24 protein-coding genes and 1 pseudogene are annotated in these 22,477 nt (G+C 46.6%); 5 read left to right on the forward strand and 20 right to left on the reverse strand.

The features are described 5' to 3' along the window. Positions 1-165: 165 nt before the first annotated feature. The 3 genes from GVN20_RS21540 to GVN20_RS21550 all read left to right on the forward strand — a co-directional run bounded on the left by GVN20_RS21540 (position 166) and on the right by GVN20_RS21550 (position 1,093). Positions 166-519: an SDR family NAD(P)-dependent oxidoreductase gene (locus tag GVN20_RS21540; RefSeq protein WP_166560338.1), complete on the forward strand. Its 354-nt coding sequence runs from the start codon at positions 166-168 to the stop codon at positions 517-519. A gap of 109 nt (positions 520-628) precedes the next feature. Further along, positions 629-865, forward strand: coding sequence for a TIM barrel protein (locus tag GVN20_RS21545; protein WP_166560339.1), 237 nt, complete (start codon positions 629-631; stop codon positions 863-865). A gap of 18 nt (positions 866-883) precedes the next feature. Beyond that, complete coding sequence (locus GVN20_RS21550) at positions 884-1,093, forward strand: RpiB/LacA/LacB family sugar-phosphate isomerase (protein ID WP_166560340.1); 210 nt, start codon at positions 884-886, stop codon at positions 1,091-1,093. Between the two features lie 50 nt (positions 1,094-1,143). Here the strand turns inward: GVN20_RS21550 and GVN20_RS21555 are convergent, their stop codons facing one another. The 19 genes and pseudogenes from GVN20_RS21555 to GVN20_RS21645 all read right to left on the reverse strand — a co-directional run bounded on the left by GVN20_RS21555 (position 1,144) and on the right by GVN20_RS21645 (position 20,771). Continuing rightward, the gene (locus tag GVN20_RS21555) at positions 1,144-1,881 is read right to left on the reverse strand and encodes a DUF4886 domain-containing protein (RefSeq protein ID WP_166560341.1); all 738 of its coding nucleotides are present in this window, start codon (positions 1,879-1,881) and stop codon (positions 1,144-1,146) included. 156 nt (positions 1,882-2,037) lie between these two features. Continuing rightward, positions 2,038-2,967 (reverse strand): sugar phosphate isomerase/epimerase, encoded by a 930-nt coding sequence (locus tag GVN20_RS21560; RefSeq protein WP_166560342.1) that lies wholly within the window; start codon positions 2,965-2,967, stop codon positions 2,038-2,040. 75 nt (positions 2,968-3,042) lie between these two features. After that, positions 3,043-4,428: a Gfo/Idh/MocA family protein gene (locus tag GVN20_RS21565; protein WP_166560343.1), complete on the reverse strand. Its 1,386-nt coding sequence runs from the start codon at positions 4,426-4,428 to the stop codon at positions 3,043-3,045. 28 nt (positions 4,429-4,456) lie between these two features. Then, positions 4,457-5,668 carry a Gfo/Idh/MocA family protein gene (locus GVN20_RS21570; protein ID WP_166560344.1) on the reverse strand — a complete coding sequence of 404 codons (1,212 nt, stop codon included), beginning with the start codon at positions 5,666-5,668 and terminating at the stop codon, positions 4,457-4,459. Positions 5,669-5,758: 90 nt separating this feature from the next. After that, positions 5,759-6,712, reverse strand: a complete 954-nt coding sequence (locus tag GVN20_RS21575; RefSeq protein ID WP_166560345.1) for a phosphotriesterase — start codon at positions 6,710-6,712, stop codon at positions 5,759-5,761. Continuing rightward, the gene (locus tag GVN20_RS21580; protein ID WP_166560346.1) at positions 6,699-8,063 is read right to left on the reverse strand and encodes an FAD-dependent oxidoreductase; all 1,365 of its coding nucleotides are present in this window, start codon (positions 8,061-8,063) and stop codon (positions 6,699-6,701) included. The genes GVN20_RS21575 and GVN20_RS21580 overlap by 14 nt, the downstream gene beginning before the upstream one ends. Before the next feature lie 7 nt (positions 8,064-8,070). Then, positions 8,071-8,874, reverse strand: coding sequence for a sugar isomerase domain-containing protein (locus GVN20_RS21585; protein ID WP_166560347.1), 804 nt, complete (start codon positions 8,872-8,874; stop codon positions 8,071-8,073). 76 nt (positions 8,875-8,950) lie between these two features. Further along, positions 8,951-9,853: an ROK family protein gene (locus tag GVN20_RS21590; RefSeq protein ID WP_166560408.1), complete on the reverse strand. Its 903-nt coding sequence runs from the start codon at positions 9,851-9,853 to the stop codon at positions 8,951-8,953. Further along, positions 9,850-9,960, reverse strand: a pseudogene (locus GVN20_RS29770) (short-chain dehydrogenase); the annotation flags it as partial. The pseudogene GVN20_RS29770 and the gene GVN20_RS21590, both read right to left, overlap by 4 nt. 442 nt (positions 9,961-10,402) lie before the next feature. Then, positions 10,403-10,933, reverse strand: a complete 531-nt coding sequence (locus GVN20_RS21600; protein ID WP_166560348.1) for a hypothetical protein — start codon at positions 10,931-10,933, stop codon at positions 10,403-10,405. 26 nt (positions 10,934-10,959) lie between these two features. Further along, positions 10,960-11,514, reverse strand: coding sequence for a hypothetical protein (locus GVN20_RS21605; RefSeq protein WP_166560349.1), 555 nt, complete (start codon positions 11,512-11,514; stop codon positions 10,960-10,962). Positions 11,515-11,655: 141 nt separating this feature from the next. After that, positions 11,656-11,916, reverse strand: a complete 261-nt coding sequence (locus GVN20_RS21610) for a hypothetical protein (RefSeq protein ID WP_166560350.1) — start codon at positions 11,914-11,916, stop codon at positions 11,656-11,658. A 91-nt stretch (positions 11,917-12,007) separates the two neighbouring features. Continuing rightward, positions 12,008-14,608 carry a glycosyl hydrolase-related protein gene (locus GVN20_RS21615; RefSeq protein WP_166560351.1) on the reverse strand — a complete coding sequence of 867 codons (2,601 nt, stop codon included), beginning with the start codon at positions 14,606-14,608 and terminating at the stop codon, positions 12,008-12,010. After that, the gene (locus tag GVN20_RS21620; protein ID WP_166560352.1) at positions 14,608-15,534 is read right to left on the reverse strand and encodes a hypothetical protein; all 927 of its coding nucleotides are present in this window, start codon (positions 15,532-15,534) and stop codon (positions 14,608-14,610) included. The genes GVN20_RS21615 and GVN20_RS21620 overlap by 1 nt, the downstream gene beginning before the upstream one ends. A gap of 141 nt (positions 15,535-15,675) precedes the next feature. Further along, positions 15,676-16,596 (reverse strand): SIS domain-containing protein, encoded by a 921-nt coding sequence (locus GVN20_RS21625; RefSeq protein ID WP_166560353.1) that lies wholly within the window; start codon positions 16,594-16,596, stop codon positions 15,676-15,678. Beyond that, positions 16,593-17,519: a DMT family transporter gene (locus GVN20_RS21630; RefSeq protein ID WP_166560354.1), complete on the reverse strand. Its 927-nt coding sequence runs from the start codon at positions 17,517-17,519 to the stop codon at positions 16,593-16,595. Before GVN20_RS21630 ends, GVN20_RS21625 begins: the two co-directional genes overlap by 4 nt. Before the next feature lie 62 nt (positions 17,520-17,581). Then, positions 17,582-18,499: an ROK family protein gene (locus tag GVN20_RS21635; protein ID WP_166560355.1), complete on the reverse strand. Its 918-nt coding sequence runs from the start codon at positions 18,497-18,499 to the stop codon at positions 17,582-17,584. 30 nt (positions 18,500-18,529) lie between these two features. Beyond that, positions 18,530-19,909, reverse strand: coding sequence for a right-handed parallel beta-helix repeat-containing protein (locus GVN20_RS21640; RefSeq protein WP_166560356.1), 1,380 nt, complete (start codon positions 19,907-19,909; stop codon positions 18,530-18,532). Between the two features lie 499 nt (positions 19,910-20,408). After that, positions 20,409-20,771: a helix-turn-helix domain-containing protein gene (locus GVN20_RS21645; RefSeq protein ID WP_166560357.1), complete on the reverse strand. Its 363-nt coding sequence runs from the start codon at positions 20,769-20,771 to the stop codon at positions 20,409-20,411. 99 nt (positions 20,772-20,870) lie between these two features. Here GVN20_RS21645 and GVN20_RS21650 point away from each other — a divergent pair, with 99 nt between their 5' ends. Next, positions 20,871-21,590, forward strand: coding sequence for an SDR family oxidoreductase (locus GVN20_RS21650; protein WP_166560358.1), 720 nt, complete (start codon positions 20,871-20,873; stop codon positions 21,588-21,590). A gap of 30 nt (positions 21,591-21,620) precedes the next feature. Beyond that, positions 21,621-21,974, forward strand: coding sequence for a nuclear transport factor 2 family protein (locus GVN20_RS21655; protein ID WP_166560359.1), 354 nt, complete (start codon positions 21,621-21,623; stop codon positions 21,972-21,974). Between the two features lie 85 nt (positions 21,975-22,059). Here the strand turns inward: GVN20_RS21655 and GVN20_RS21660 are convergent, their stop codons facing one another. Then, positions 22,060-22,476, reverse strand: a complete 417-nt coding sequence (locus GVN20_RS21660; RefSeq protein ID WP_166560360.1) for a hypothetical protein — start codon at positions 22,474-22,476, stop codon at positions 22,060-22,062. Position 22,477: the final 1 nt, after the last annotated feature.

The following is a 22,477-nucleotide window of genomic DNA, read 5'->3' on the forward strand; positions in this document are numbered from 1 at the left end:
TGGAGAAAATAGCCCACTAATAAATACAAGTTAACCCCTATCCTCTAACTTTCCGACTAAACTTGCTAAAATAGTTTAAGTGTTCGCTAAAACTCTTCCACTTCTTCTTTATCGCGGATTATACCTTTGTATCCAACAAAGTCTTGTATTATTTTAGTAAAAAGTATGTCATTATCTTTATTCAATCTATCAGGCAAAAGGGCATTGATTACCGGAGGGACGCAGGGAATCGGTTTTTCCATTGCCAAAGGGTTGGGAGAAGCTGGTGCATCGTTGGTCATTAATGCCCGTAATTCCGAAAAGCTAACTCAATGTATTCAGGAATTGAAATCATTGAGAATCGACGCAATAGGCGCATTGTTTGACGTAACAAATGCCGAAAGTGTGAAAGAGGCGATACATGAAATTGAAACCCATATAGGCCCTATTGATATTTTGGTCAACAACGCCGGCATCATCCGACGCTCTCCCGCCGAGGGTATGAAATTGACTTTATCAATAACGTCGAGGGGGCGTTGAGTTAATGAAAAAAGTCAATCGGCCCAACATGAAACTCATGCCGGATGTATTCCACATGAATATTGAAGACCGAACCATAGGCCCCGAATTGGCATAACATATTGATTTTGTGAAGTACATTCATTTCGCTGACTCCAATCGTTTAGCACCCGGGCAGGGGCATTTAGACTTCCCCAAAATCATGAATAGCCTTTTTCAAGCCCACTATGACGGGTGGGTCTCGGTTGAAATCCTTCCAAAGCCTGACCCCGATACTGCCGCCCGACAATCAGCGGAGTTTCTATTGCCTTTGATTCATGCCTATAATGAGCGAAGAGCAGAAGTATTGCCGATAATCGTTTCCTAACAGTTATTATAAAACACCATGGAAAAACCAAAAATCTACATCGGAAATGACCACGGCGGCTATGCCCTTAAAGTGGCATTGGTGAAATACCTGACCGAAAAAAGCTACACCGTTGAGGATGTTTGCTGTTATTCCGAAGACATTGTACGGTATCCTTACTTTGCCGCCAAAGTAGCAAAAGCAGTACTGTTCGGGCGGTTAGGCAAAATACAAAAACAAGCGTGGTAATTAGCTGTTTCATAACATTTAAAAATATTAAAAGTCTCGGGTTTCAGCAATTATTTAAGCATTATTTCATCGGCCATTCGCTGTAAAGTTTCTGCCTGCGATTCCGAAAGGACGGCACTGGGTTGCCCATCTTTCAGTAATTGACGCGGCAATTCCAATGCACTTTTTCCCGACAGCGTTTGATAAATAACACAACAGGCCAAATAGCTTCCGAATAAATTGGGGTGTCTTCCGTCGGAGATGAACAAATCTATTCCTACCAAACCGGCCTGTTTCCAGGCTTCGCCCACAGGTGCCACTAAGCTGCCCGTTTCTTTGGCAATGGTTCGATACGCTTCCGAAAGTTTGGGCTGTTCGTCGGGATTTGCTTTGGCGGCCCATGTCATGTAGAACAGCGGCTTGGCTTTGGCTGCTTCTATTTCTTCCGTAAACAGCTTTGCGTAATGAAAAAAAGCTTCACGATGGCTAAACGGTCGCGTACTTTGTTCCTGCAACACCACATAATCCCAGGTCTGTTTGTGAATCGCTCCTTTTGCTTTCCCGTCCAACCAATGTTTTTCCAGCGTTGCCCCGCCAACGGTAACTGATTCATAGCTGACTTTTATTCCCTTGCCGTTCATGAGTTGAGCCAGTATTTCGGGCAGGTCGTTGCCGTAAGTGTAGCTGTTGCCGATGAACAGAATTTTCAGTTCTTTGGGCAACGAATTTTGAAGGGGCTGAGAACGGAGTGCATTAGAAAGGAAAACCAAGTACACTATCCCAATAAAAAAGACGCTTTTCTTTGCCATATTCATGGATGCATTGATTTAAACCTCGTTGTTTCTCCAAATATACCTCTACTAAAACACGTTAATGGCAGAATTTCCCGTTAAGAACTCTACTTTATTTTGAGCGGTGAAATTACCTCTTTTACACAAACCCTAAATCCAGTGCTTTCAAGCTCGCTAAAGCAACGCCTTGAACGTCTCTTTTACGACTTCCAAATCTTTCGTATGCGCCTCGACCGCATTGAGGGTATTGGGTGATTTTGCTTCCAGGCATTGTTCGATCACCACGTGCGGACGAATCTTCAAAGCCGAAAGTTCGCGCACCAGTCGACGATAATCAATATCTCCCTCTGCCGTAAACGTTTCGGCCCAAACACCGTTGACCGACTGACGAATATGCAGTTCCACAACTCTTTTTCCGTATAATTTCAGTACGTCAAAAACGGCGGCCTGCGAATTTTCGGTGCCGCGATAGACCCAGTGCACGTCAAAACAAAAAGAGACGTTTTCTGGAGTGGTATTCAGCAAAATATGATGAAACTCCCGGGCCCCTGCTTTCAATTCTATGTCGTGTGTGTGATAGGCCAACGTCAACCCTTTTTTTCGCAGTTCACTTCCTAACCGTTCTATGGCTGCGGCCTGCATTTCTAATTGTGCATCACTTTTCAGTTGATTTGCCCCCCACTTTATGGGGTTGGGATTGGTCACAATGATTTTGGTACCGTAGGTTTTTACTGTATCGGCAATTTCCAAAATCTTAGTAATTGACTTTTCAATTTCCTCCGTGTCGTGCAGGATACTGCCTACGTAAATAGAAGGCATGGCAATCACGTGTTTTTTTAAAGCGGCTATGTAGTTAAGTGCCATAGCTTTATCGGCTATATTAGGCTCAAAAGCCTTGATACCGGTCCGGGCAACCTCCGCTATATTTTGCTCCAAAGCTTCGCCTCCCCACACTTTGTTTTCCCGTTTATAAAAAGTAATCCAATTGTAATCGTTGCAGGCAATGGGAAAAGTAGCTACGGCTGAGGTCTTTGCTAATGAAGTAAATGAAATAGCCGGCAGAATGGAGAGAAAATTCCGCCTGTTCAGTGGGGTGGTTTCCATAATGAATAGGTAAAAAATCAGAAGCTTAAAAACATCATTTCTAAGCCTCTTTGGAGAAAATTAATAATTGAAAAATCAGCTCAGCTTCATTTTTACAGCGTCCCAGTTCAGGGCTTTGTTTTGAGCCGAACTGATGTTGCAGGCGATGGAAGGCCCTGCCGTTCTCAGTCCAAAGGTGGCATCTTCCAAAATGGGTGAACCGGTCCGGATGCCGTTGAAAAACGAGATCATGTGATCCACACGATCATCATACCCTGCCGGTGGAGTAAACTCAATGGTTTTTCCCATCTCAAAACCGCCCTTGGCATCTCCGTATTTGTCTTTATACCACTTTTTGAACTCTTCTTTCTGTTGCGCCGAAAAGCTGTCAAACGAATCGTATCCGCCAAAACCTGGTGCAGCACTTCGCTTCAGGGTTTTTACTTTAAAGTCATTCCAACCGATGTCAATAGCTCCGTCCGTGCCAATTAGCTTGATACCAAATCCACCTTTGCCTTCGCCGCTGGCCAGATTGACGCGGGTGTATAATTGAAATGAAGGGTGAGTTTTGGCTTCGGGATAGGTCATAAAGGAGTTGACCAGGTCGTAGGCATCCCGGCCGTCATTCCAATAATTGACCTCACCCAACGCCATAATTTTGGTAGGTCCGATGGAACCCGTGATGGTATGAAGTCCCGTTAAAAGATGCACAATCAAATCTCCCGCCGAACCGGTACCGTATTCTTTGTAATTACGCCACCGAAAAAAACGCTCCGCACTGAAAGGTATTTTGGGAGCATTGCCCAGAAAGGTATCAAAATCAATGGTTTGCGGCGACGCATCGGTCGGAATGGAATATTGCCAGGCCCCTTTGGCATCGGTTCGGTCACAGTAGGCTTCTACATAGGTTAATTCTCCGATGACGCCCTGTTCGAAGTATTTTTTAGCTTCCAGTATGGCAATGCTGCTGGCCCGTTGACTGCCTACCTGAAACACTTTACCGGTCTTCTTTTGGGTATCAATAATGGCCTGTCCTTCCTCGATTCGCTTGACCATAGGTTTTTCGCAATAGACGTGCTTACCAGCATTCATGGCATCAATCGCTATTTTTTGGTGCCAGTGGTCGGGCGTACAGATGAGGACAGCGTCGATGTCTTTTCGGGCCAACAGTTCGCGGTAATCTTTGGTCACAAACAGGTCTTTGCTCCATTTCTCTTTAGCTCGTACCAATCTTCCGTCGTACAAATCGCACACAGCTCCCAACTCCACGCCGTCGACTTTCAACGCGGCATCGGTATCAATTAACCCAATAATTCCCGAACCAATCAGCCCGATTCTGATTTTATCCACAGCGGCTACTTTGGCCGCAGGCAGCAAGGTTTTTTTGAGGGTTTGTTCCTGGGCGAAAGTATTTCCTGCCAAGCTCAGCGCTGCGACGGAGCCGCTAACGTTTTTTAAAAATTTCCTTCGTGAATTTGCCATATTGGTAAGGGTTTTATAAATTAAAATTTTAGTTCATATCATTGTTCAACGTTTCCAACTCCACAATTTCCCCTGTTTCTTTTTTTCGTAAAATGACCTTTTTATCACCGTTGGGTAAAATTTCATCTTTGATAAACCAATGCTCCGCGTCGTATTCCTTAAAAACGGACGGTTTGGTCAGCCCCGTTTGTCCGCGCCATACCGGCAAATCCACGGGTTCCCACTGCTTGGTTTTGGCCGATTTATAGGCAGCATCAATGATGGCATTGACAACGTAGCCATCATAAAAAGTCTCGTTGGGTTGTTTTCTTTGTTCCATCGCATTAAACATGTCAATAAACATGTTTGTATAGCCCAACTCATGCGCTTCGTCTCCCACTGGAAATTGCCAACCGGTGACCGATTCGGCCTTTTCCACCACGTACCCGCCGTCGCCCGCGCCGCTCGTGAACATTTCAAAACCCGTTCGGAGCCAGGAATTCAGCCAGATGGTGCCTTCCGTGCCCATGATTTCATCGCGTAAATCCATGCCGCCCCGGAACGTCCAGCTTACTTCAAACTGTCCGATGGCTCCGTTTTCGTATTTTACCAACCCAATGGCGTGGTCTTCGGCGTCGATGGGTTTTACCTGTGTATCGGCCCAGCACATGACCTCCACGGGTTTGATGTCTTTGCCGATAAAGCTTCGCGAGATTTCCACGCAGTGGCATCCCATGTCCAAAATGGCTCCGCCTCCTGCCAAGTTGAGGTCCCAAAACCAATCGGAATGCGGCCCGGGATGCGTTTCTCTGGATTTTGCCCAAAGAACACGGCCAATGGCACCGCTCCTGACGCTGCTGAGTGATTTCAGAAACTTGGGGGTGTAACACAGGTCTTCCAGATAGCCCGCAAAGATACCGGCCTCTTCGCAGGCGGTCATCATGCGCAGAGCTTCTTCGGCGGTGCGCCCTAAAGGTTTTGTACACAAAACTGCCTTTTTATGCTTAACGCACAGGTTTACTGCTTCTTCATGCTGATAATTGGGAAGAGCAATGACGATGATTTCGGCCGCCGAATGTTTTACCGCTTCTTCCATGTCAGTAAAAAAATACGGAACGCCGTAGTCTTTTGCAAAGCGTTCTGCCGATTCTTCGCGGCGGGAGAAGACGACTTCGACCGTATCTTTTCCGCGTCTGCCGCTCAATGATTCGGCATAAAAACGCCCGATAAAACCACCGCCCAGAATACCGATTTTTGCCATTGTTGTTATAATTTTAAAGATTATTGTTTCTTATGTAGCTAATTCAATGACGGAGGTTACTACATGCAGATCGTCGCAAGAATTATCTCGCTAATCTGTTGAAAAAGAAAAAATGCGTCTCGGGTTGTCGATGAACAGTTTATTGAAAAAGGATTTTAACCCTCTGACATTCAGCTCATCGACAAACGTTGTTAATAAATAACTCAGTCCAGGTGTTCCGCCGTAAGAGCTCCAATAAGCGTTTCGGGCGGCATCCATCCCGACCGTTATTTGGTCAGGATAAGCTAACAGTAATTTTTCCAACAGGCCATACGTCCAATTCTCTTCGCCTTTTTTCCAACGAAAAGCACTGTCATACTCCACACTTACGCCCGTTTGCATCAATTCAAGATGATAGCCCAAATCCCTGTTTCGGTCGGTATGAGAGAGAACCACATGGTTCAAATCAGCCCCCAGTTTGTCAAAAAGTAACGCCTGCTCCATCGCCTGATTTCCGTTATTTGTATGGGTTAAAATGGGCGCGCCTGTTTCCCGGTGCGCATTGACCACCGCCCGGATTATTTTTTGTTGGTGCCGGTTAAATGGTTCATCGCCTGTGGCTACTTTGAGCAGTCCCGCTTTGAATAAGCTTCGTTCGACCACTGGGCCATTATAATCGAATTTATCAATGCCCGACTGAATATCGGCCATAAACAGATGGGTCAGTTGGTCTTCCGAGTACTGATATCGCCAATGGTTGGCGGGATAATACATTTCCTGGTGCATTCCCGTACAGCCGATCAAATGAACCCCCGTTTGTCGAGAGATTCGGGCCATTTTAACCGCATTTCTGCCAGCATTGGCGGGCATGGCATCGACCATCAGGCTGCATCCCAGTTGTTTTATCTCGGACAATTCCTGACTGATTTTATCTACATCGTTCAATAAAAATTCGGGATACCAGTGGGTTACATAACTTTCATCAATCATCACGTGCTCGTGAGAAAAAGTGATTCCAATTTCTTCCGTCCGAATGTCACCTAAAATAGTTCTAATGAAAGACATGACTGTTTAAGTTTAATTTCCAATCTTCTTTGCCCGTAAAAGCTATTTTATCAGGCACTTCCAATACACCGCCTGTGCGGTACAACTCATTCTGCAAAAGACGCACGTCCAACTCATTGGCCGCCGAATCATCGGTCAGCGACTGCACGGCCGCCAAGCCTGCCGCCGTTCCCATGGACATCGTTTGCGCCATGGAGCGACACGACGCATGAGCGTCGTGGGTAGCTGAAAAACACCTTCCAACCACCCACACTGTTTGGCTTCCCTCAGGCACGATGGTTCCATAGGGAACGCCGTAAATGCCGCTTTTCGGGATGTATTCCCAATGCGTTTCGCTCGCTCCGTTTTTGCCTTCACGGTGGTCTTCGATGGGCGCACCGCAGAGAAAGATAGAATCGTTGGGGATTTGTGCCGACATACACTCTTCTTTCGTGAGTCGATGCTCGCCGTACACGCGTCGGGTTTCACGAACGCCGATTTGGTGGGATAACCCAATGATTTTGGCATCGGCATAACCAGGTACTTCCTTCTGAAAAAAGCTTTCAACCAAAAACGCCTGCTTTCTGCCTTCAATCTCGGCTTGTGTCAATTCGTTCACGTTCAGCGCATTTAAGCCCGAAACTTTGACAGCCACGGTCGAAATGCACTTGGGGATATTCATTGCGTGCGCGGAGCCTTCTTTTCTCGGTAATGGCATGGCAGTAGCGGCCATTCGTTGAGCGAGCATTTTTTTGCCCCCCGCTTTTTCATATTCTTCCAAGTCAACATTGGCCATTCGAAAAGTAGTAGTCATACTTTGGGCAGGTTCTTTTTCACCCGCGGTTTCGTAAATAAATCCTGCCAAGTGACAGAAATCCGCATCGCCGGAAGCATCTATAACGCGTTTGGGGATGACCGAATAAAATCCTGATTTATTCCAAAAAATACATTCATACCGACAGTCAGGCAGTGGATAGACGTCAATCAACGTGCTATGCAGTAACACATTAACGCCTGCTCCGAGCAACAGCGAATCCCACACATGTTTGAGTCGTTCGGGATTGTAGTTGACTCCCGTTCCTGCTCCGTAGGTATTGGGTCTCAGAAAAATTTCTCCGTAGTTGTCCAGTTCGTTTACCACAATGTCGGGCAATCCTCCCACAATTTTTTTGGGGTTTTCGCCGGGAGTAAAAAAACCGTAAAAGGTATCCAACATCTGCGTGGATGTTCCTCCAAAAAAACCGTAACGTTCAACGAGCAAAACGCGATGCGACGAGTGGGAAGCCGCCGCAATGGCCGCCATACAGCCCGCCGAGCCCGCGCCGATGACCAAAATGTCCACGTTTTTGATTGATTCCGCTATTTTAACCATCGCTTTTTCAGTTTTTCTCCGACACATAACTCGGAATTCCCACTCTTTTGTACAATCGTGAAACGCGGTGTGCGTGCTCATCATATGCCGACTGAAATAACTCAGTAGCCCGTTCAGCTCCCACAATGGCGGCAGCCGTCAGCACTTTGGGTGGCTCACCGGCCTGCGTCAACAAATTGGCCAACTCGGCTTTGATGCAGTTGATGAGCATGCAGGAACCTACCGTAGAACCGGGCGCAACGGGTGTTTCCAAGTGTTCAACTTTGATCATCGCGTCGCCGACTGGTGCGCCCGAATCCAGAACGATATCACAATAATCCTGCAATTTTCGGCCGTCTTTTCGTTTGCTCAAGCTTACTTCAGAATGCTTTTTGGAGATGATCCCTATTGTTTTGATGCCCTGCTCCTTAAAAAGCTCAGCCAATTCGATGGGTACTACATTGCAGCCCGACGACGATATAATGAGGGCCGAATCTTCGTTCGACAGGTCAAAATTGCGTAATATCTGCCGGGCAAAACCGGGGACATTTTCCAAAAACATGGCCTGTCGCTGCCCATTGGCTCCCACAACGAGGTTATGAAACGTGAGCGACAGCTCCACGATCGGATTGAAACCCGGAAAGGACCCGTAGCGCGGCCACATTTCTTCGACCATGATGCGGCTGTGTCCGCTGCCAAAAATATGCACCATACGGCCCGACAAAATGGAATCGGCAAACAGTCGGGCCACTTCTAAAATTTTATCTTCCTGAAGGGCAACGGCTTCCATCAGCCCTTGGCATTTTTGAAGGTATTGTTGTGTATAAGTCATAAGTATCGGAGAAAGGATTTTTTGGAAAACGGATGAATGGAAAACAGATAGCGGAAAACGGATAAACGGTTAACAATTAACAGTTAACTTTTTTTAATTTTCCAAAGGCAAAAGCCGCCGCCCCGACTGCACCTGCTAAGTCACTGAATTTGGCCTGTTTTATCAGGGTTTGTTTGTTTTTTGGCCTAAATTCGTACACGTCTAAAAAACCATTGAGCGGCGTAAACAGGGCTGTATCGGCCTTGGTAATGCCGCCCGCCAATACAATGATCTCAGGCGATAACACATTGGCAAAGGAAGCAATGGTCAACCCCAGTTTACGAATGGAATCCAGCCAAAGCCACGAAGCAAAAGGGTCGTATTCCTTATAACCCTGTACTAACTCATAGGTGGACGAAAAGCGCCCCGAAGAGCGGCGACGAATGGAATAATTTCCTAAGGCGTATTCGAGGCTGCCCGGCATGCCCAAAAGGCTCAATTCATCGTCGTGGGGAGTGATAGACAGGTGGCCAAAATGCCCCGCCATTTGGCTCAAGCCCTGATACAGCTCCCCGTTGATGAGCAACCCGCCTCCCACGCCCGTTCCCAACGTCAGCAAAATGGCATTTTTGTAACCACGGATTTCTCCAAACGTTGCCTCAGCGATCAGGGCTGCGTGAGCATCATTAATGACATAGGTTTTTGTTCCGAAACAGGCTTCCCACTGAAAATGCTCAACGCCCGACAACCGCCCCGGCATGTAGGAAATACAGCTGTTTGTCTCATCGGCAAAGCCTGGGCACGACAAACCTATCAGTTCAATCGGCTCATTATGAGACTTTTTCAAGTACCGGACTACGTCCTGTACCGTCTCCCGCCATTTTCCTTCTCCGTCATCATTGGTTGGTACAAAATGTTGCTTCAGTATCTCTCCGTCGGCGGTGAGAATGATTCCCTTGATATTGGTCCCTCCAACGTCAATTCCAATGGCTGTTTTCATTTCACCGGTGCGTTTTGGTATTGCCCCTCCGATACTTCCCAGCCACCGTCCACATAGAGTGTTTGTCCGGTAGTAAAGCGCGAACCATCCGACATGAAATAGACCGCTGGTACTGTCGGTGACCGTGATTCTTACAGGAAAAGGACTTGCACTGCTTTTGGGCTGAATTTCAAAGACTTTATACCCCAACGAAGGAACATTGGCCGCTAAAATCCGCATGTAGGGTTTGTCTTTTTTGATAATGCGTTGAAACGGCACTTCCTTACCGTTGGTTTTATCAATAACACGGATAGAAGTTGGGCCGACGTAAGCATAATCGCTATAGTCGGTGCGGGTCCAATTCAAGGAATTGAATACGTAAAATGATGTATTGGTGCTTTTGGGCTTTTCAATCAATTGCCCAAGGCGTTTGAGCGACCGATTGTACAGCGTATCCACATAACTCGTAAAAATGTTCGCCATTTTCTTCTGCCTATCCGCCCGTTGTTTGCGGGTAATGTGCGGGCCGTCGGCCGTCCAGTCGTGTTCAAAATACATGCCGCAGGCCAGCTACGCTTTTTCTTTTTGGGTGGACAGATCAGCCGCAAAGGTTTTATCCTTCAACGCCACCAACGTATAAAGGGCTTCGGCGGCTCTTAATTTTTCAATACCACGTTTAACCGAAGCCGAAACTTCGGCCAACGAGGCAAAGCTGTTGCCCCATTCTGTACTGCCGTAAGAAACGGTTTCGGAAGGCAGCGTGGCGGCATATTGTTTTTCGAAGTCTTTGAAGAAATCTATTTCGTTGGATACGATGACCTCATAGTCTTTGTCCGTTTTTTCTTTGGCGATTTTCGGGAAATTATCGGTCAGCGTTTTGAGGTCGTCGCCGCCTTTGCCAAACGCTGCTGCGAGTCCAAAAGGATAAACGGGATCGTTCATCAGCTCTTTGCAGTCAATAATGGCATTTCCCTGATGACTTGCTTCGAGGTAGTTTCCCAAATTATAGCGGTATTCTTTTCGATTGGTAATCATGGACGGATTAACCGAATACCATTTCATCAACACTTTTTGATCGTCCAGCCCTTTGTACCAGAACATCTGATTCCGTTTCCGTTCCAGCGCGGTTACTTTGGTGGCGCAGGCGCACACGCCTTTCCACGAATATTTAGCCCCACACCGGCCCACAACGACGATAAGCCCAATGGTAACACCTGATCTTCCATGTTTAGAGCCAATGAAATGTCTACGTCATATTTGCGCTTGAGGGAGCCGGCATAATACATATCGCGCAAGGTGGCTTCGGCCGGGGCTGCTCCCAACAACACGATCATTGAGTTCAGCGGTACCGTGATCTTACCTTCTTTCATCTGCCGGATGAGTTGCGCAAACTGCGCCGGGGTGCGGGTTTCCCGGTAGTTATACACCCAATAGGAACCGTCACAATTCCATTTGTTTTGCTGGTTGTACGGCAAATGTGCGGTGGAATCATTGAGTTTGATGTAGTAATCCAACATCTCGGAAAATGCCTTTTTATAGGTTTCTTCATCGCCCGTCCACATGTAATCGGTATGGTCGTCGTTGGCAAGGTATATCTTTTTGGGTTGCGCGTTCAGACTGATAGTCAGCAGCAACAGAAACCCGGTAAGTAACTTTCTCAAAACATGTTGACGTTTCTTCATTCAATTTCAGGGTTTATTGCATGTATTTTCCCGTTGTATTTTAAAGGGAGGGGGAAGCTGAATATCCCGTTTTTAAGCAAAATTTACTCCACTTTAACTCTGTTAGGGCCATGTAGTCAATTGCTTACATCCACCACGCACCTAAAACCGAACGTAGCGCTGCGGTCCAAGCCCAGCCACGTCAGCAAATACTTGGCTCCGAAAGAGGGTTTGGGCACCTTGGTTGGCGTACCATTCAGAAGCACAATTGACGTACCACGCTCCACCGCGTAAAATGCAGTAGTTGTTGTAGCCGTCGGTGCGCTCACTTTCCGTGAGTTGCCACAGGTTACTGCTCATGTCGTAAAGTCCGAGTGGGATTTTGCCTTTTTCAAATTGGGTACGGGGGTCGTACTTTTCCATTGTCTGGTATTGACCAACGTAGAATCGTAGGTATTTCACCACAGATATGCTGTTGGATTTGCACCGCCAATGGCGAGCCAAGCGATTGTGGCTATTTCAAAATCAAACGGTAGGTTTTCAATTGATGCTGCCGAAAAGAAGCTTTCAAGCTTCCGTTTATGGGTGCTGTTTTATGTTCATTGGTCTCAATATGAGTCGTTTGCCACGCGCTGTTGATGGGTCGGGCAAGTTTTATGACAGGGGTAACGGGCTTGGCATTCATGTTCCAAAAACGGGTAATCAGCCCCTGTTCAATGCCCTCTTCCGACGGCTTAACACTCCACAAAAACACGTTGGGGTCATTGACGCTAAGGAGCGAAAAGGTGTTGTTAGTTTCTCCGTTATTGTCACCCGTAATCATTCCCGCGACCAGTGGATTTTGGTGTTCCAGCGAAAATTTCATGGCAGAAGCGGCATCAAAAGCCGATGGGTGCGTTTGGATGGCAAATTGGTAGAAAAAAGCACTGTCGCCATTTTGGGCAGAAATTCCCAGTTTTTCACCGTCGGTTTGGCCGCCCGCCAGCGCATTCAGTTGCGACGATTGTTCCCACAATGAATCCGGCGAACTTTTTCCTAATTTGAAAAAACTGCAATCCTGATTGGAAATTGTAACGCCGTAGTTGACTTCACTCAAGTCGGCAAAGTGATTGAAAGTCAACCAGTCGTAGCGGGCCGGTCCGCCGGCGCGGGTTTGAGCGGCGTAATGACCGCCGCGTGTTTCTTTCTTTGCCGTAATGATGGCTCCCAACTCTTCATGGCGGGTGGTTTGGTTGGTTAAATCAAAAGAGAATGCCCAGGTTTTCAGGTCTTTAAAATTGGCCTGAATGCTGTCCTGAATCTCAATACGCGGACTGTCTTTGTAGAGCGTGACCCGTACTGTATGGAGAATCGGATTTCGGGAAACGGCTTTGAAGGTCACCGAAATCGGACCGGCATTTTCAATCAACAGCGATGCTCCTTCGTCGAGGTCGGTTGTTCCTAGATCATTAAAATAATTTCCGTCAATGGCTTTTACAAGTTGGCGGTTGGCGGCACGTTTGTCAAATAATTCCGTAATCACGCCCGATTTACGCAACCGAAGGCGGTAAAAATCATTACTGATGTAATCGCCGTTAACAGTTGCAGCCTGTAGGTGTGGCTGCGGAGCACCTTGCCTGAGTTCAAATACTTTGTACCCAACTGAAGGGATATTCTCGGCTCGGATACGTAGGTACGATTTACCCCCGACCGTTACGAGTTGACTGTTTGCCTCTTTGCCCGTTGACATATCCACCACTTTGACGGACCCTAAGCCCGAATAAGGCAAGTCAGCCACGTCGTTGCGTACCCAACTTAGGGGATTAAACACATAAAAACGCGGATTCGGCGCCTTTTTGAGTTGTCGGCCGAGGGTAGAAAGTGACAGGTTGAAGAGTGAATCGGTATAGTTCGAAATCTGCTTTTGCATTTTGATCTGCCATCGGGCACGGTCTTTTTGGCTGACTGGACCATCGGCCGTCCAGTCGTGCTCCCAATACAGTCCGAAAGCATCCCACGCTTGGTTACGGGCAGGAATCAGGGAATTGGCGAAGGTTTGATTTTTAAGCGAAACAATGGACGATAAGGCTTCGGCAGTTCGCAATTTTTCGGTTGCACGACGCACGCGGGCGGTGATTTCGTTCATACTCGCGCAGTACGTGTCCCATTCGTTACCATAGGTGAGGGATTCGGCAGGAAGTGTTGGGTAAGAACTTTCTATATCCCGAAAGAAATCTTCTTCGTTGGAAACCCGCACTTTTCGGGTAGGCGTTGTGCCGTTTTGTGCTACGGTAATAAACGCTGGCGAAACAAAGGTTTCCAAATCATCCCACCCGAACCCAAAGGCACCAGCCACATTGAACGGATAAGCAGATTTGGTAGAAACCGTGTCGCACATTTTATCCATATCTTCTACCAATTGGCTCATTTTCGCAACGGTTTCTTTGGGGACTTTTTCCTGACGGGTTTCCGCATATCCACCAAAAGAGACGTTATTTTTTGGAAATAAATTATACCATTTCATCGTCACTCCTCCGCCGTCCATGCCCATGTATCGGTACAATTGGTGCCGACGATGCGCTAAACTCGCATTGGCAACTTTGCTGGCACAGCCACACACGCCGCGCCAACTGTATTTGGCACCCGAGCCCGCCCACAGCGAGCTCAATCCCAACGGCAGGGTTTGGTTTTCCATGCACACCGCCAACGGAAACCGAAGATTCAGACGCCGTTCCATGTGTCCCGCGTAGTACATTCCCCTCAAAACTGCTTCCGTGGGCTGCGCTCCGTAGGTACTAACGAGCATATTGAGCGGGCTGCTGATGTGCCCCGAGCGAAGCGCCTCCACGAGGCGATTGAATTGCGCAGGTGAACGGTATTTTTCGTACACTTTCAGCCAAAAGCTGCCATCGCAGTTGAAACGCGCCTGAAAATCAGGAGAATTATGTTTAGTAGCCTCGATTTGGTCCAAGTAGTAATCCAGCATTTTTACAAACGCCGAATCATATTGGGCTTCGTTGCCTGTCCACATGTAATCGGTGTGGTCATCGTTGGCCAAATAGATACGTTTTGTGGTTTGCGCATTGCCGGAAAACAAAACGGTTAATCCGAGAAAAAGCAATAGAAGTGATTTCATCAACGTGAAGGTTCAGGTTTTTTGTTGGTCCAAAGTTTAAAATCGTCCCAATAGATTTGCAGCGTTTTGCCCTCTGATTTCATAAAACCCACTAATTCTTTGGAAGTGTAGAGTTTCATGGGATTGTATCCCGTCAGGCCGTTAGGGTTGGGGTCATTGGTATTGTGCGTAAAATCATTCACATCATACACCACTTTTTTGGGTTCACCATCGGGCGTGATGGCCATGTAAAACCGTCCTGTTTCGTGATTTCCCTCTTTGAAATAACATTCCATGGTAAACCATTTTCCGATCGGAACCTTTATGTCGTTATTAATAGCTTTCCACACTTCTTTTTGACCAGGATTTTCGGCATTCAGTATAAAATGCAGGTCATTTGCGCCCGCTGGTTTACCGATGCCCAGCGTGACCCGAAATCCGTAGGACTCGGTTTTTACCCACCATTCGTTGTTCCAAAACTCCGAAATCGTAAGCCAACTGATACGCTTGGGATATTTTTTGACCGTATTGAAATCGTCCGTCAGAAAAACCCGCACCGATTGGTAAAATTCTTTCAAACCTGGTTTGATGCCGTACAGATCGCATTGTACACGGGCCTTTTCCTGATTTCCATCGGCCAACCACGAATCGTTTAGCCAAAATTTTAGCACGTTATTGTTGGGGTTGCCGGGCTCGGGTACAATGGCCCCGTAGCGTTTGGTGCTGTCTCCGCCCGTATATTCGATTCGAAAAGTTGCTCCTTTTTCCAAATCTTCCACCCAATCACTTTTGAAAGGTAAAGAGTTGTCTTTTCCAATAATGTCGTGGTTATTCTTCACAGGTATCACCCTCGACCCTTTTTCAAAGCCCGATCGAAAAATGAGCTCTTCGGTTTGTGCCTGTAGTTTTAGAACCGAAAAGAGAAGTAAGAATAATAAGTGTTTCATAACTTTTTCCCCGCAGCCGCGGACGGTCGCTGATTTAAGGAGATTTTAAAGCGCTGATTTTGGCTGATTTAAATCCCCGCAGCCGCGGACGGTCGTACATCTGCGAAAAATAATCTGCGCAAATCTTCGGGGAAGATTAAATCAAACCACTTCCGTCACTTTTCCACCTACGGTAAATGTATCGGTGATACCCATTTTTTGAGATAAATAATAGGCCATGAAATTAAACGGAATGATGTTGTGCAAAACAGAAAAATGCTCTTCCGCTTCGGGCTCTTCCACCGTCATCACATACGCCCCCGAGGCTTTGATTTTTTCGGACAGATTCAGACCGCGCTCGTAGGATTTCCCCTTGGCCAAAATCTGAATGACGAGGCTGTGTTCAGCCGTTTCTTTGGGACCGTGGTCATATTGCGCCATCGGCAATCCCTGAAACGAGATCTTGGTACTTTCGCTCAAAATCAACGCGGCCTCCATCGCCGTACCGATATTAGGCCCGCTGCCCGTAATATAAATGCCGTGTACCCGTTTTTGGGTAAGAATGGCGTACACGTCCTCGGCCAATTGTTTGCCTTTTGCCTCGTATTCATCCATTTTTTTAATAAGCAATTCCACGGCAGCAGAAGGGTCCAAGCCAAAACCTTTAAACAGCACAATCAGGGTGTTAATATAGGTTTTTGAAGATGAATAACGCTCTTCACCCGCCCGCATAGCCACTACACCGGCAACGTTGGCAGCAGTACTCAACGAATTTTGGGTGTAATTGGAAACGGCCACGTATTGGTCAAACAATTGGCTGCACCAAAGTGCTTCGGTGCTTTTGCCAGATTGCGAAAGAATGACGGCCAACGGTTTCTTTTTGTTGAACGACAAATAGGTAAAATATTCAGAGGCAATTTCGGGCTGAATGTCAATGCCCATGTATTTGAAGGCCAACGGGGCAAAGTACGAAGAACCCATTCCCAAATAAGGTACCCGTAAGGGCAGTTCTAACACCTCGCTTTGCAGGGCAATCAGGGCTTTTTCGGGAATTTCCAGTATTTCAGCTAAAATAGGATTCATGGGTTGGAAGTTAAGTTGGGGGTTATTTCGGCATCAGGCTTTTTTTCATAAGAAAGCGCAAGCGCCGCCACAATGGCAATGCCAATGCCGATGAGTTCGATATAGGCGACGCTTTCGGATAAAAAGGCGATGGCGAGGATAATCGTAAAAACGGGTTGCAGCGCTCCTGCGATGGTGGTTACCTGCGATGCTTTTCCTTCGGCTTTGTATGCCGCAAAACTGCACAATACGCCAAGGCCGTTGAGCATACCGGCCAAAGAACCGAGCATAAGTGTATTTTGAGAAAAACGAAATTCAACTTTTCCCAAGGCAATGAAAATCAATGAGATAACTACACTCGAAACAATAAAGGCAGCGTAGGCCCACTCGGCCGAAATGAAGTTGGTCGTGACCTTTTGCGCGGCGCTGAATACGCCCCAAAAAAACAGGGCTACCATTGAAAAAAGCAGCCATGTAGTGAGTCCGATGGTTTTGAAAAAAGTATTCGGGTCATCAAAAAGCAGCGTTTGACCGGAGAGCATAACGACAGCGGGAATGGCCAGTAAAATGCCCAATCCATTGAGCCAATTGAGCTTTTCTTTGAATACCAATAAAGCAATGACAATCGTAACTAGCGGGTATAAATTGGTCAAGGGAATGACAATCGCCGCCAAACCGCCGCTCGAAAAGGCCTGAAAAACGGCTACATTGCCCGTAACAGCCAAAATACCCGCCACCAATCCCCAGCCAATTCCTTTTTGATTGGGCCTTCCTTTTCGGATTGTGCCGACCACCAACGGCAGCGTAAACAGCATTCCGATTGTAAACAGTACGTGATTGGTGTAAGGGTTTACATCTTCAGAAATAAACTTAGCCACTACACCCCATACGCCCCAAAAAAGGGCCGCTGCAACCGAATAATATATCCAAGCGTTTTTTTTCATAATCCTTTTCGCGTCGGCGAACCGCCTCTACCCCTCTCCACGTGGAGAGGGGAGTTTTTTGTTTATTTAAATTGCGCGGCGCTACCAAAAATTCCCGCTTGTTCTTCGAGTTTGGAAAGACCAATTTGTATTTCGTAGCGCTTAAAAGGCCCCAAAAGAAGGTCTTCCTGCAACCTTGGCAAATAGGGTTTCAATCCTTTGGCGACGCCTCCTCCGAGTATGATCTTATCGGGAGCATAGAGATTGATGTAGTTGCCGATACCTGTTTTTAAATGGGAAACAAAATCATCCATTATCCTGACAGAGAGAGTATTTCCTGCTTCGGCAGACTTAAAGATACTCTCTACATTAAAGGGAAGTTCTCTATTTTTCTCCTCCCAACTGCCCCTTTTTGCAGCTTCAATGATTCCCGAAGCCGAAACTAATGATTCAAGGCAACCCGTTTTACCGCAATAACATGGAAAGTCATTTGTGGTAATCGTCATGTGTCCGCCCATGTGGCCATACGGTAATTTTCCGTCGAGTTGTTGTTTCACCACAAAACCAATTCCCAAACCGGTCCCGAGCGTCAGCACCAACACCCGGTCAAAGCCGCGTCTTTCGCCGTATAATGCTTCTCCCAAAGCGACCAAACGGGCGTCGTTGTCTATTCGGCAGGATAAATTATGTTGTTTTTCGATGATTTTGGCCAGGGGATAATCTTCCATGAACTCCATGAATCCGTAGGTTGAATCTACCGTTCCATCTTCAAAAACAAAGCTTGAAACCCCAATACCAACGCCCGAAATTCGAACGTTCATTTCGTCGGCCTTCAATTTTAAGTCATGAATGGCATCGCCGATGCCCTGTTCAAAACGACGGGCATTGTGGATTTCGGTCGGAAATATGATGGTTTCGACCACTTCCCCGGTCTCTAAATCTACCAAACCGATTTTAGTACGAGTTCCACCGATGTCAATGCCAATTACAAGTTTTTTCAATTTATAAAATAGATACGTTTCACAAAAAACTCACTGAACTTCATACGCTCCGCAATCAACAGCTCCTCCTTTGGGGCGGGCTACATTCCTTATGTCTTTTGGGGCGAAAATCGACTGCGTACCGGCGTCAATGGCGGGGCTGCCAGGTCTTACAGAAAAATTAGCCGAGGCTGGGTCGGTCGTACGGTTAACAAATTGTGGGTCCATCACTTTATCATTGGGCCCTTTGACCGCCACTTTACCCCCAAAATAGATATTATAATCGTAGGTCACGTTCGTATTCCTATTGTTGGAATTGCAATTGCCGTCGGGTTTTGAGTAAATGATGTTATTCATGATTTTAACATCATTGCAGGTATTGGCAAAAATATCGGCATACGTCTCCATAATTTGGGCGTTATTGTAGGCCGTATTGTTGATAATATCCACATGTGCGGCATCAAACGCATGAATCCCCGAGCCTCCGTTGTTGTAACTGACATTGTTTTCCACCAACGTCCGACCTTTATAAGGCTTATTGGTAACCGTTGAGTTGTAAGGTCGTAGGTTTACATCAATGATAATACCGTTGCCGTCGCTTAATCGTTTCTGACTTATCCACGGAATAGTTGTTTTGTTGTTGTAACACACATTGTTTCTTACAATGTTTTTATAGCCTGAATTGGCATCCACATCAAACGGCGTCAAAATACTTATTCCGCTGCCGCCATACATCATGTACCAGGCGTTATTGTAAACCGTATTTCCCTCAAACGTAGTATAATCGGCCTGAATGGAGCTCAACCCACCGCCAGGAAAATCGTGAACCTTACAGTTACGGATGACGATATGATGCGGAAACTTTGTTTCATCCCTTGGCCCACCTATACTGATTCCATTCATATTGTAGATAGCATACAGAGAATAATTAGTGCCGCCAGCAACATTGTCATTGTAAGAAGCCAAAGCATCTTGGTAGGTAAGATTCTGATTATTTCCCTGAAATTCAATCCCTTCCACGACAATATAGGAACCATTTATGGAAATGGCATTCCAAAGATTTCCCGAAAACGAAAATTTAGGCGTATGGTCTTTGTAGGCTTTGTAGGTAATGTATTTACCAGCGGCCCCTGACTTGTCCAGCTTGATGGTGGTAGCCGGCAGATAAGTACCGTTCAGGAGAAAGACGGTATCGCCGGGGGCCGCCAGATTTTGCCCGGCGGTGATGGTTTTCAACGGAGCCGAAGCGGATGTCCCCGGGTTGGAATCCGAGCCTAAAGCCTCTGACACATAATAGCTTTGGGCCGCTACACTGACGGGGGGCTGCGGTATTATTACTACATCATCAACGGTTTTTGCCCCGCATCCAAAAAGACTTAAAATGAAAAATGACAGGATAGTTAGCATCAAAATTTCGCGATTTCGTTTCATTTAAAAACCAATATTTGAAGTGATTTTCACTAATACGCATGAAACGCGCGTGAACCGCTTTTTTCACGTTTATGATTTGACAAAATTTTTAATACACCTTATTCCACGAACTCAATCTGGCTCCAATTGTCCGTTAAATCGTATCATACATGCCTTGCGGGGTAAGGGACATGGCAGGGTGGGCTGAACTTCCAGGCCACCGACCCTAAGTTTTTGAAATCATCCCATAAATAGTGCCCACACGTCACCTGTCGTAGGGGGGAAGCGTACGCCCGGTGACCAATAATTCCAAACTGCGCAGGGGAATGGTAATATCTACACTCCCGCCTTTGTCAATGTCACCGTTATCATTCAATATTCCGCCAATCTACACGGCCGTTTCCAACCCGGGTATGTCAAAATGGGAAAACGCTCGGCGAATCCCGCGCGGATAAGTGCCTTTCCAAAACAAAGCGCCATTCGCCGCCAAAAGTGTACGCCTGCTATTGTTGAAAAAACTTCACACTGGGTTTGTGTTCATTATTTCATGTTCTATGCCCCAGTAGTAGATACTTTCTAAAATCGGGATAAAAGACTTTCCCAAATCGGTTAGGCTGTACTCAGTGCGGGGCGGAATTTCCTGATAATCTTTTTTGGTCACCCATCCGCTTTGCATTAAATCCTTCAATTGCTGAATCAGCATTTTTTCGGAAACGTTCGGAATGGCTTTTTTGATCTCGTTGTAACGTAACACATCAGTTCTCAGGTGCCACAGAATGATCAGTTTCCATCGGCCCCCAATGGCCAGCATGGTAGACGTGATCGGACATCCCTGGGTGATGGTCTTCTCGTTGAGATGGTTGGTTGAATTTTTCTTTCTCATTGCAGTTTGCATTTTGTACTTACTAAATTGTATGTACTTACTTATTTTACAGTAAAGATACCGGCTTTTACTTTTGTTGCAAAATCAACCGGATCAACTATGAATTCCCTGAAAAGTAAGATCGTAATCGTCATTGGCGGCAGTTCGGGCATTGGACGCGCCGTTGTTTCTCTGGCCTGTGAGCAGGGTGCATCAGTCACCCTGACGAGCCGATCGTTGGATAAAGCCAAAAAAATGGCCAACGAAATCGGCCCTAACGTCGATGCATCGGCTCTGGATGTTAATAATGAAAAAGCAGTGAATGATTTTTTTGCCTCATTCAGCGAAATTGACCATGTCTACATTGCTGCGGGAAAAACTCGATTGGGAAGTGTAACGGGCGGGGATCTCGAAGACTCCATGTCGGCGTTTAACGAGCGCATTCTGGGCAGTTTGCGGGTCGTGAGGGCGGCAGTTGGTAAGATAAAACCGGGCGGCTCCATTACGTTTACAGGAGGGGTGTCGACCGACCGCCCCATTGCAGGTGCCTGGGTATCAGGCTTAGGTACGGCTTCGGCTGAGCAACTGGCCCGCGTGCTGGTGATGGAGTTTCCAAGTGTTCGTTTCAATGCCGTTGCTCCCGGCTATACTGACACGCCCCTGTGGGATTCGATCATGGGTGACAATAGGGCCTCCCTTCTGGCAGGAGTTGCTGCCACCCTGCCCGTTAAGAAAATCGCTACCCCTGAAGAAGTGGCTTCGGCGGTGCTGTTTCTGATGTCCAATGCCTCCATTACCGGTGAAACTATCCACGTGGATGGCGGTGCCAGGCTGGTTTAATTATTCAACAACCGTTAAACACTAAAATAAATGACAGAACAACAGATTTCAGCCGCGTTAGACGAATTGGTGTCAATCGTTTCCGCAGGAAAACCCATGGACGCTTTTGAAAAATTTTACCATGAAGACCTTGAAAAAACCGATTTGGACGGAGTTTTGGTCAAAGGTAAAGACAGGAATCGCGCAATTGGGTGGGAGTTATTATCGAAAGTCTCGAATGTAAAAGACTTTTCACGAGTGGGTCAGGTCATCAAGGGCAATCGAAGTTTTCTAGTGTGGAGCCTTGATTTTGACCACGCTGAGAATGGCCCCGTAAAGGTAGTCCAGGTAGCCATTCAGGATTGGGAAATGGGAAAAATCATTCGGGAACGGTTTATTGCTTAACAGATAAATTTCCAAAAAGGGGTGCCGGTAATCAGCCCCCCTTTTTCGATTTCAGGACATGAGAGGTAATAGTTGTCGTTTAACCTCATCCAATGATACGATTGTCTTTGGCCACATAGCGGGCAAAACCCAATAGTGCTCCGGTGACCATTAGGTTTCTGAAAACGTTTACCATTTCCAGTTCTTTTTCGCGGGCCAAATCGGCAGTCATATTTTCTATTCCCAATTCATGTCCCATTGCTCTTGGGAGATGAACCAACATTGCCATCAGAATGACGTACAGCGCCATCAGCGAATAGGCCAATTTGTCGTATTTACCAATCAATGCACTCACAATAAAAAGCAGAATGCAAACCGCTGTGAAGTAATTCCAAAAATAAGCAAAAGGGAGATAATCGGGCACGAAAGCGGCTCCGGTTTCGGGTTTCCCAAGGTGTAAACCCACATACATCAAAAAAGAGAGCGGAAAAAGGTATTTTCCAAAAGTAAGAATTTTGTTCATT

Origin of the sequence: Runella sp. CRIBMP (assembly GCF_009905605.1) — a bacterium.
Lineage (GTDB): Bacteria > Bacteroidota > Bacteroidia > Cytophagales > Spirosomataceae > Runella.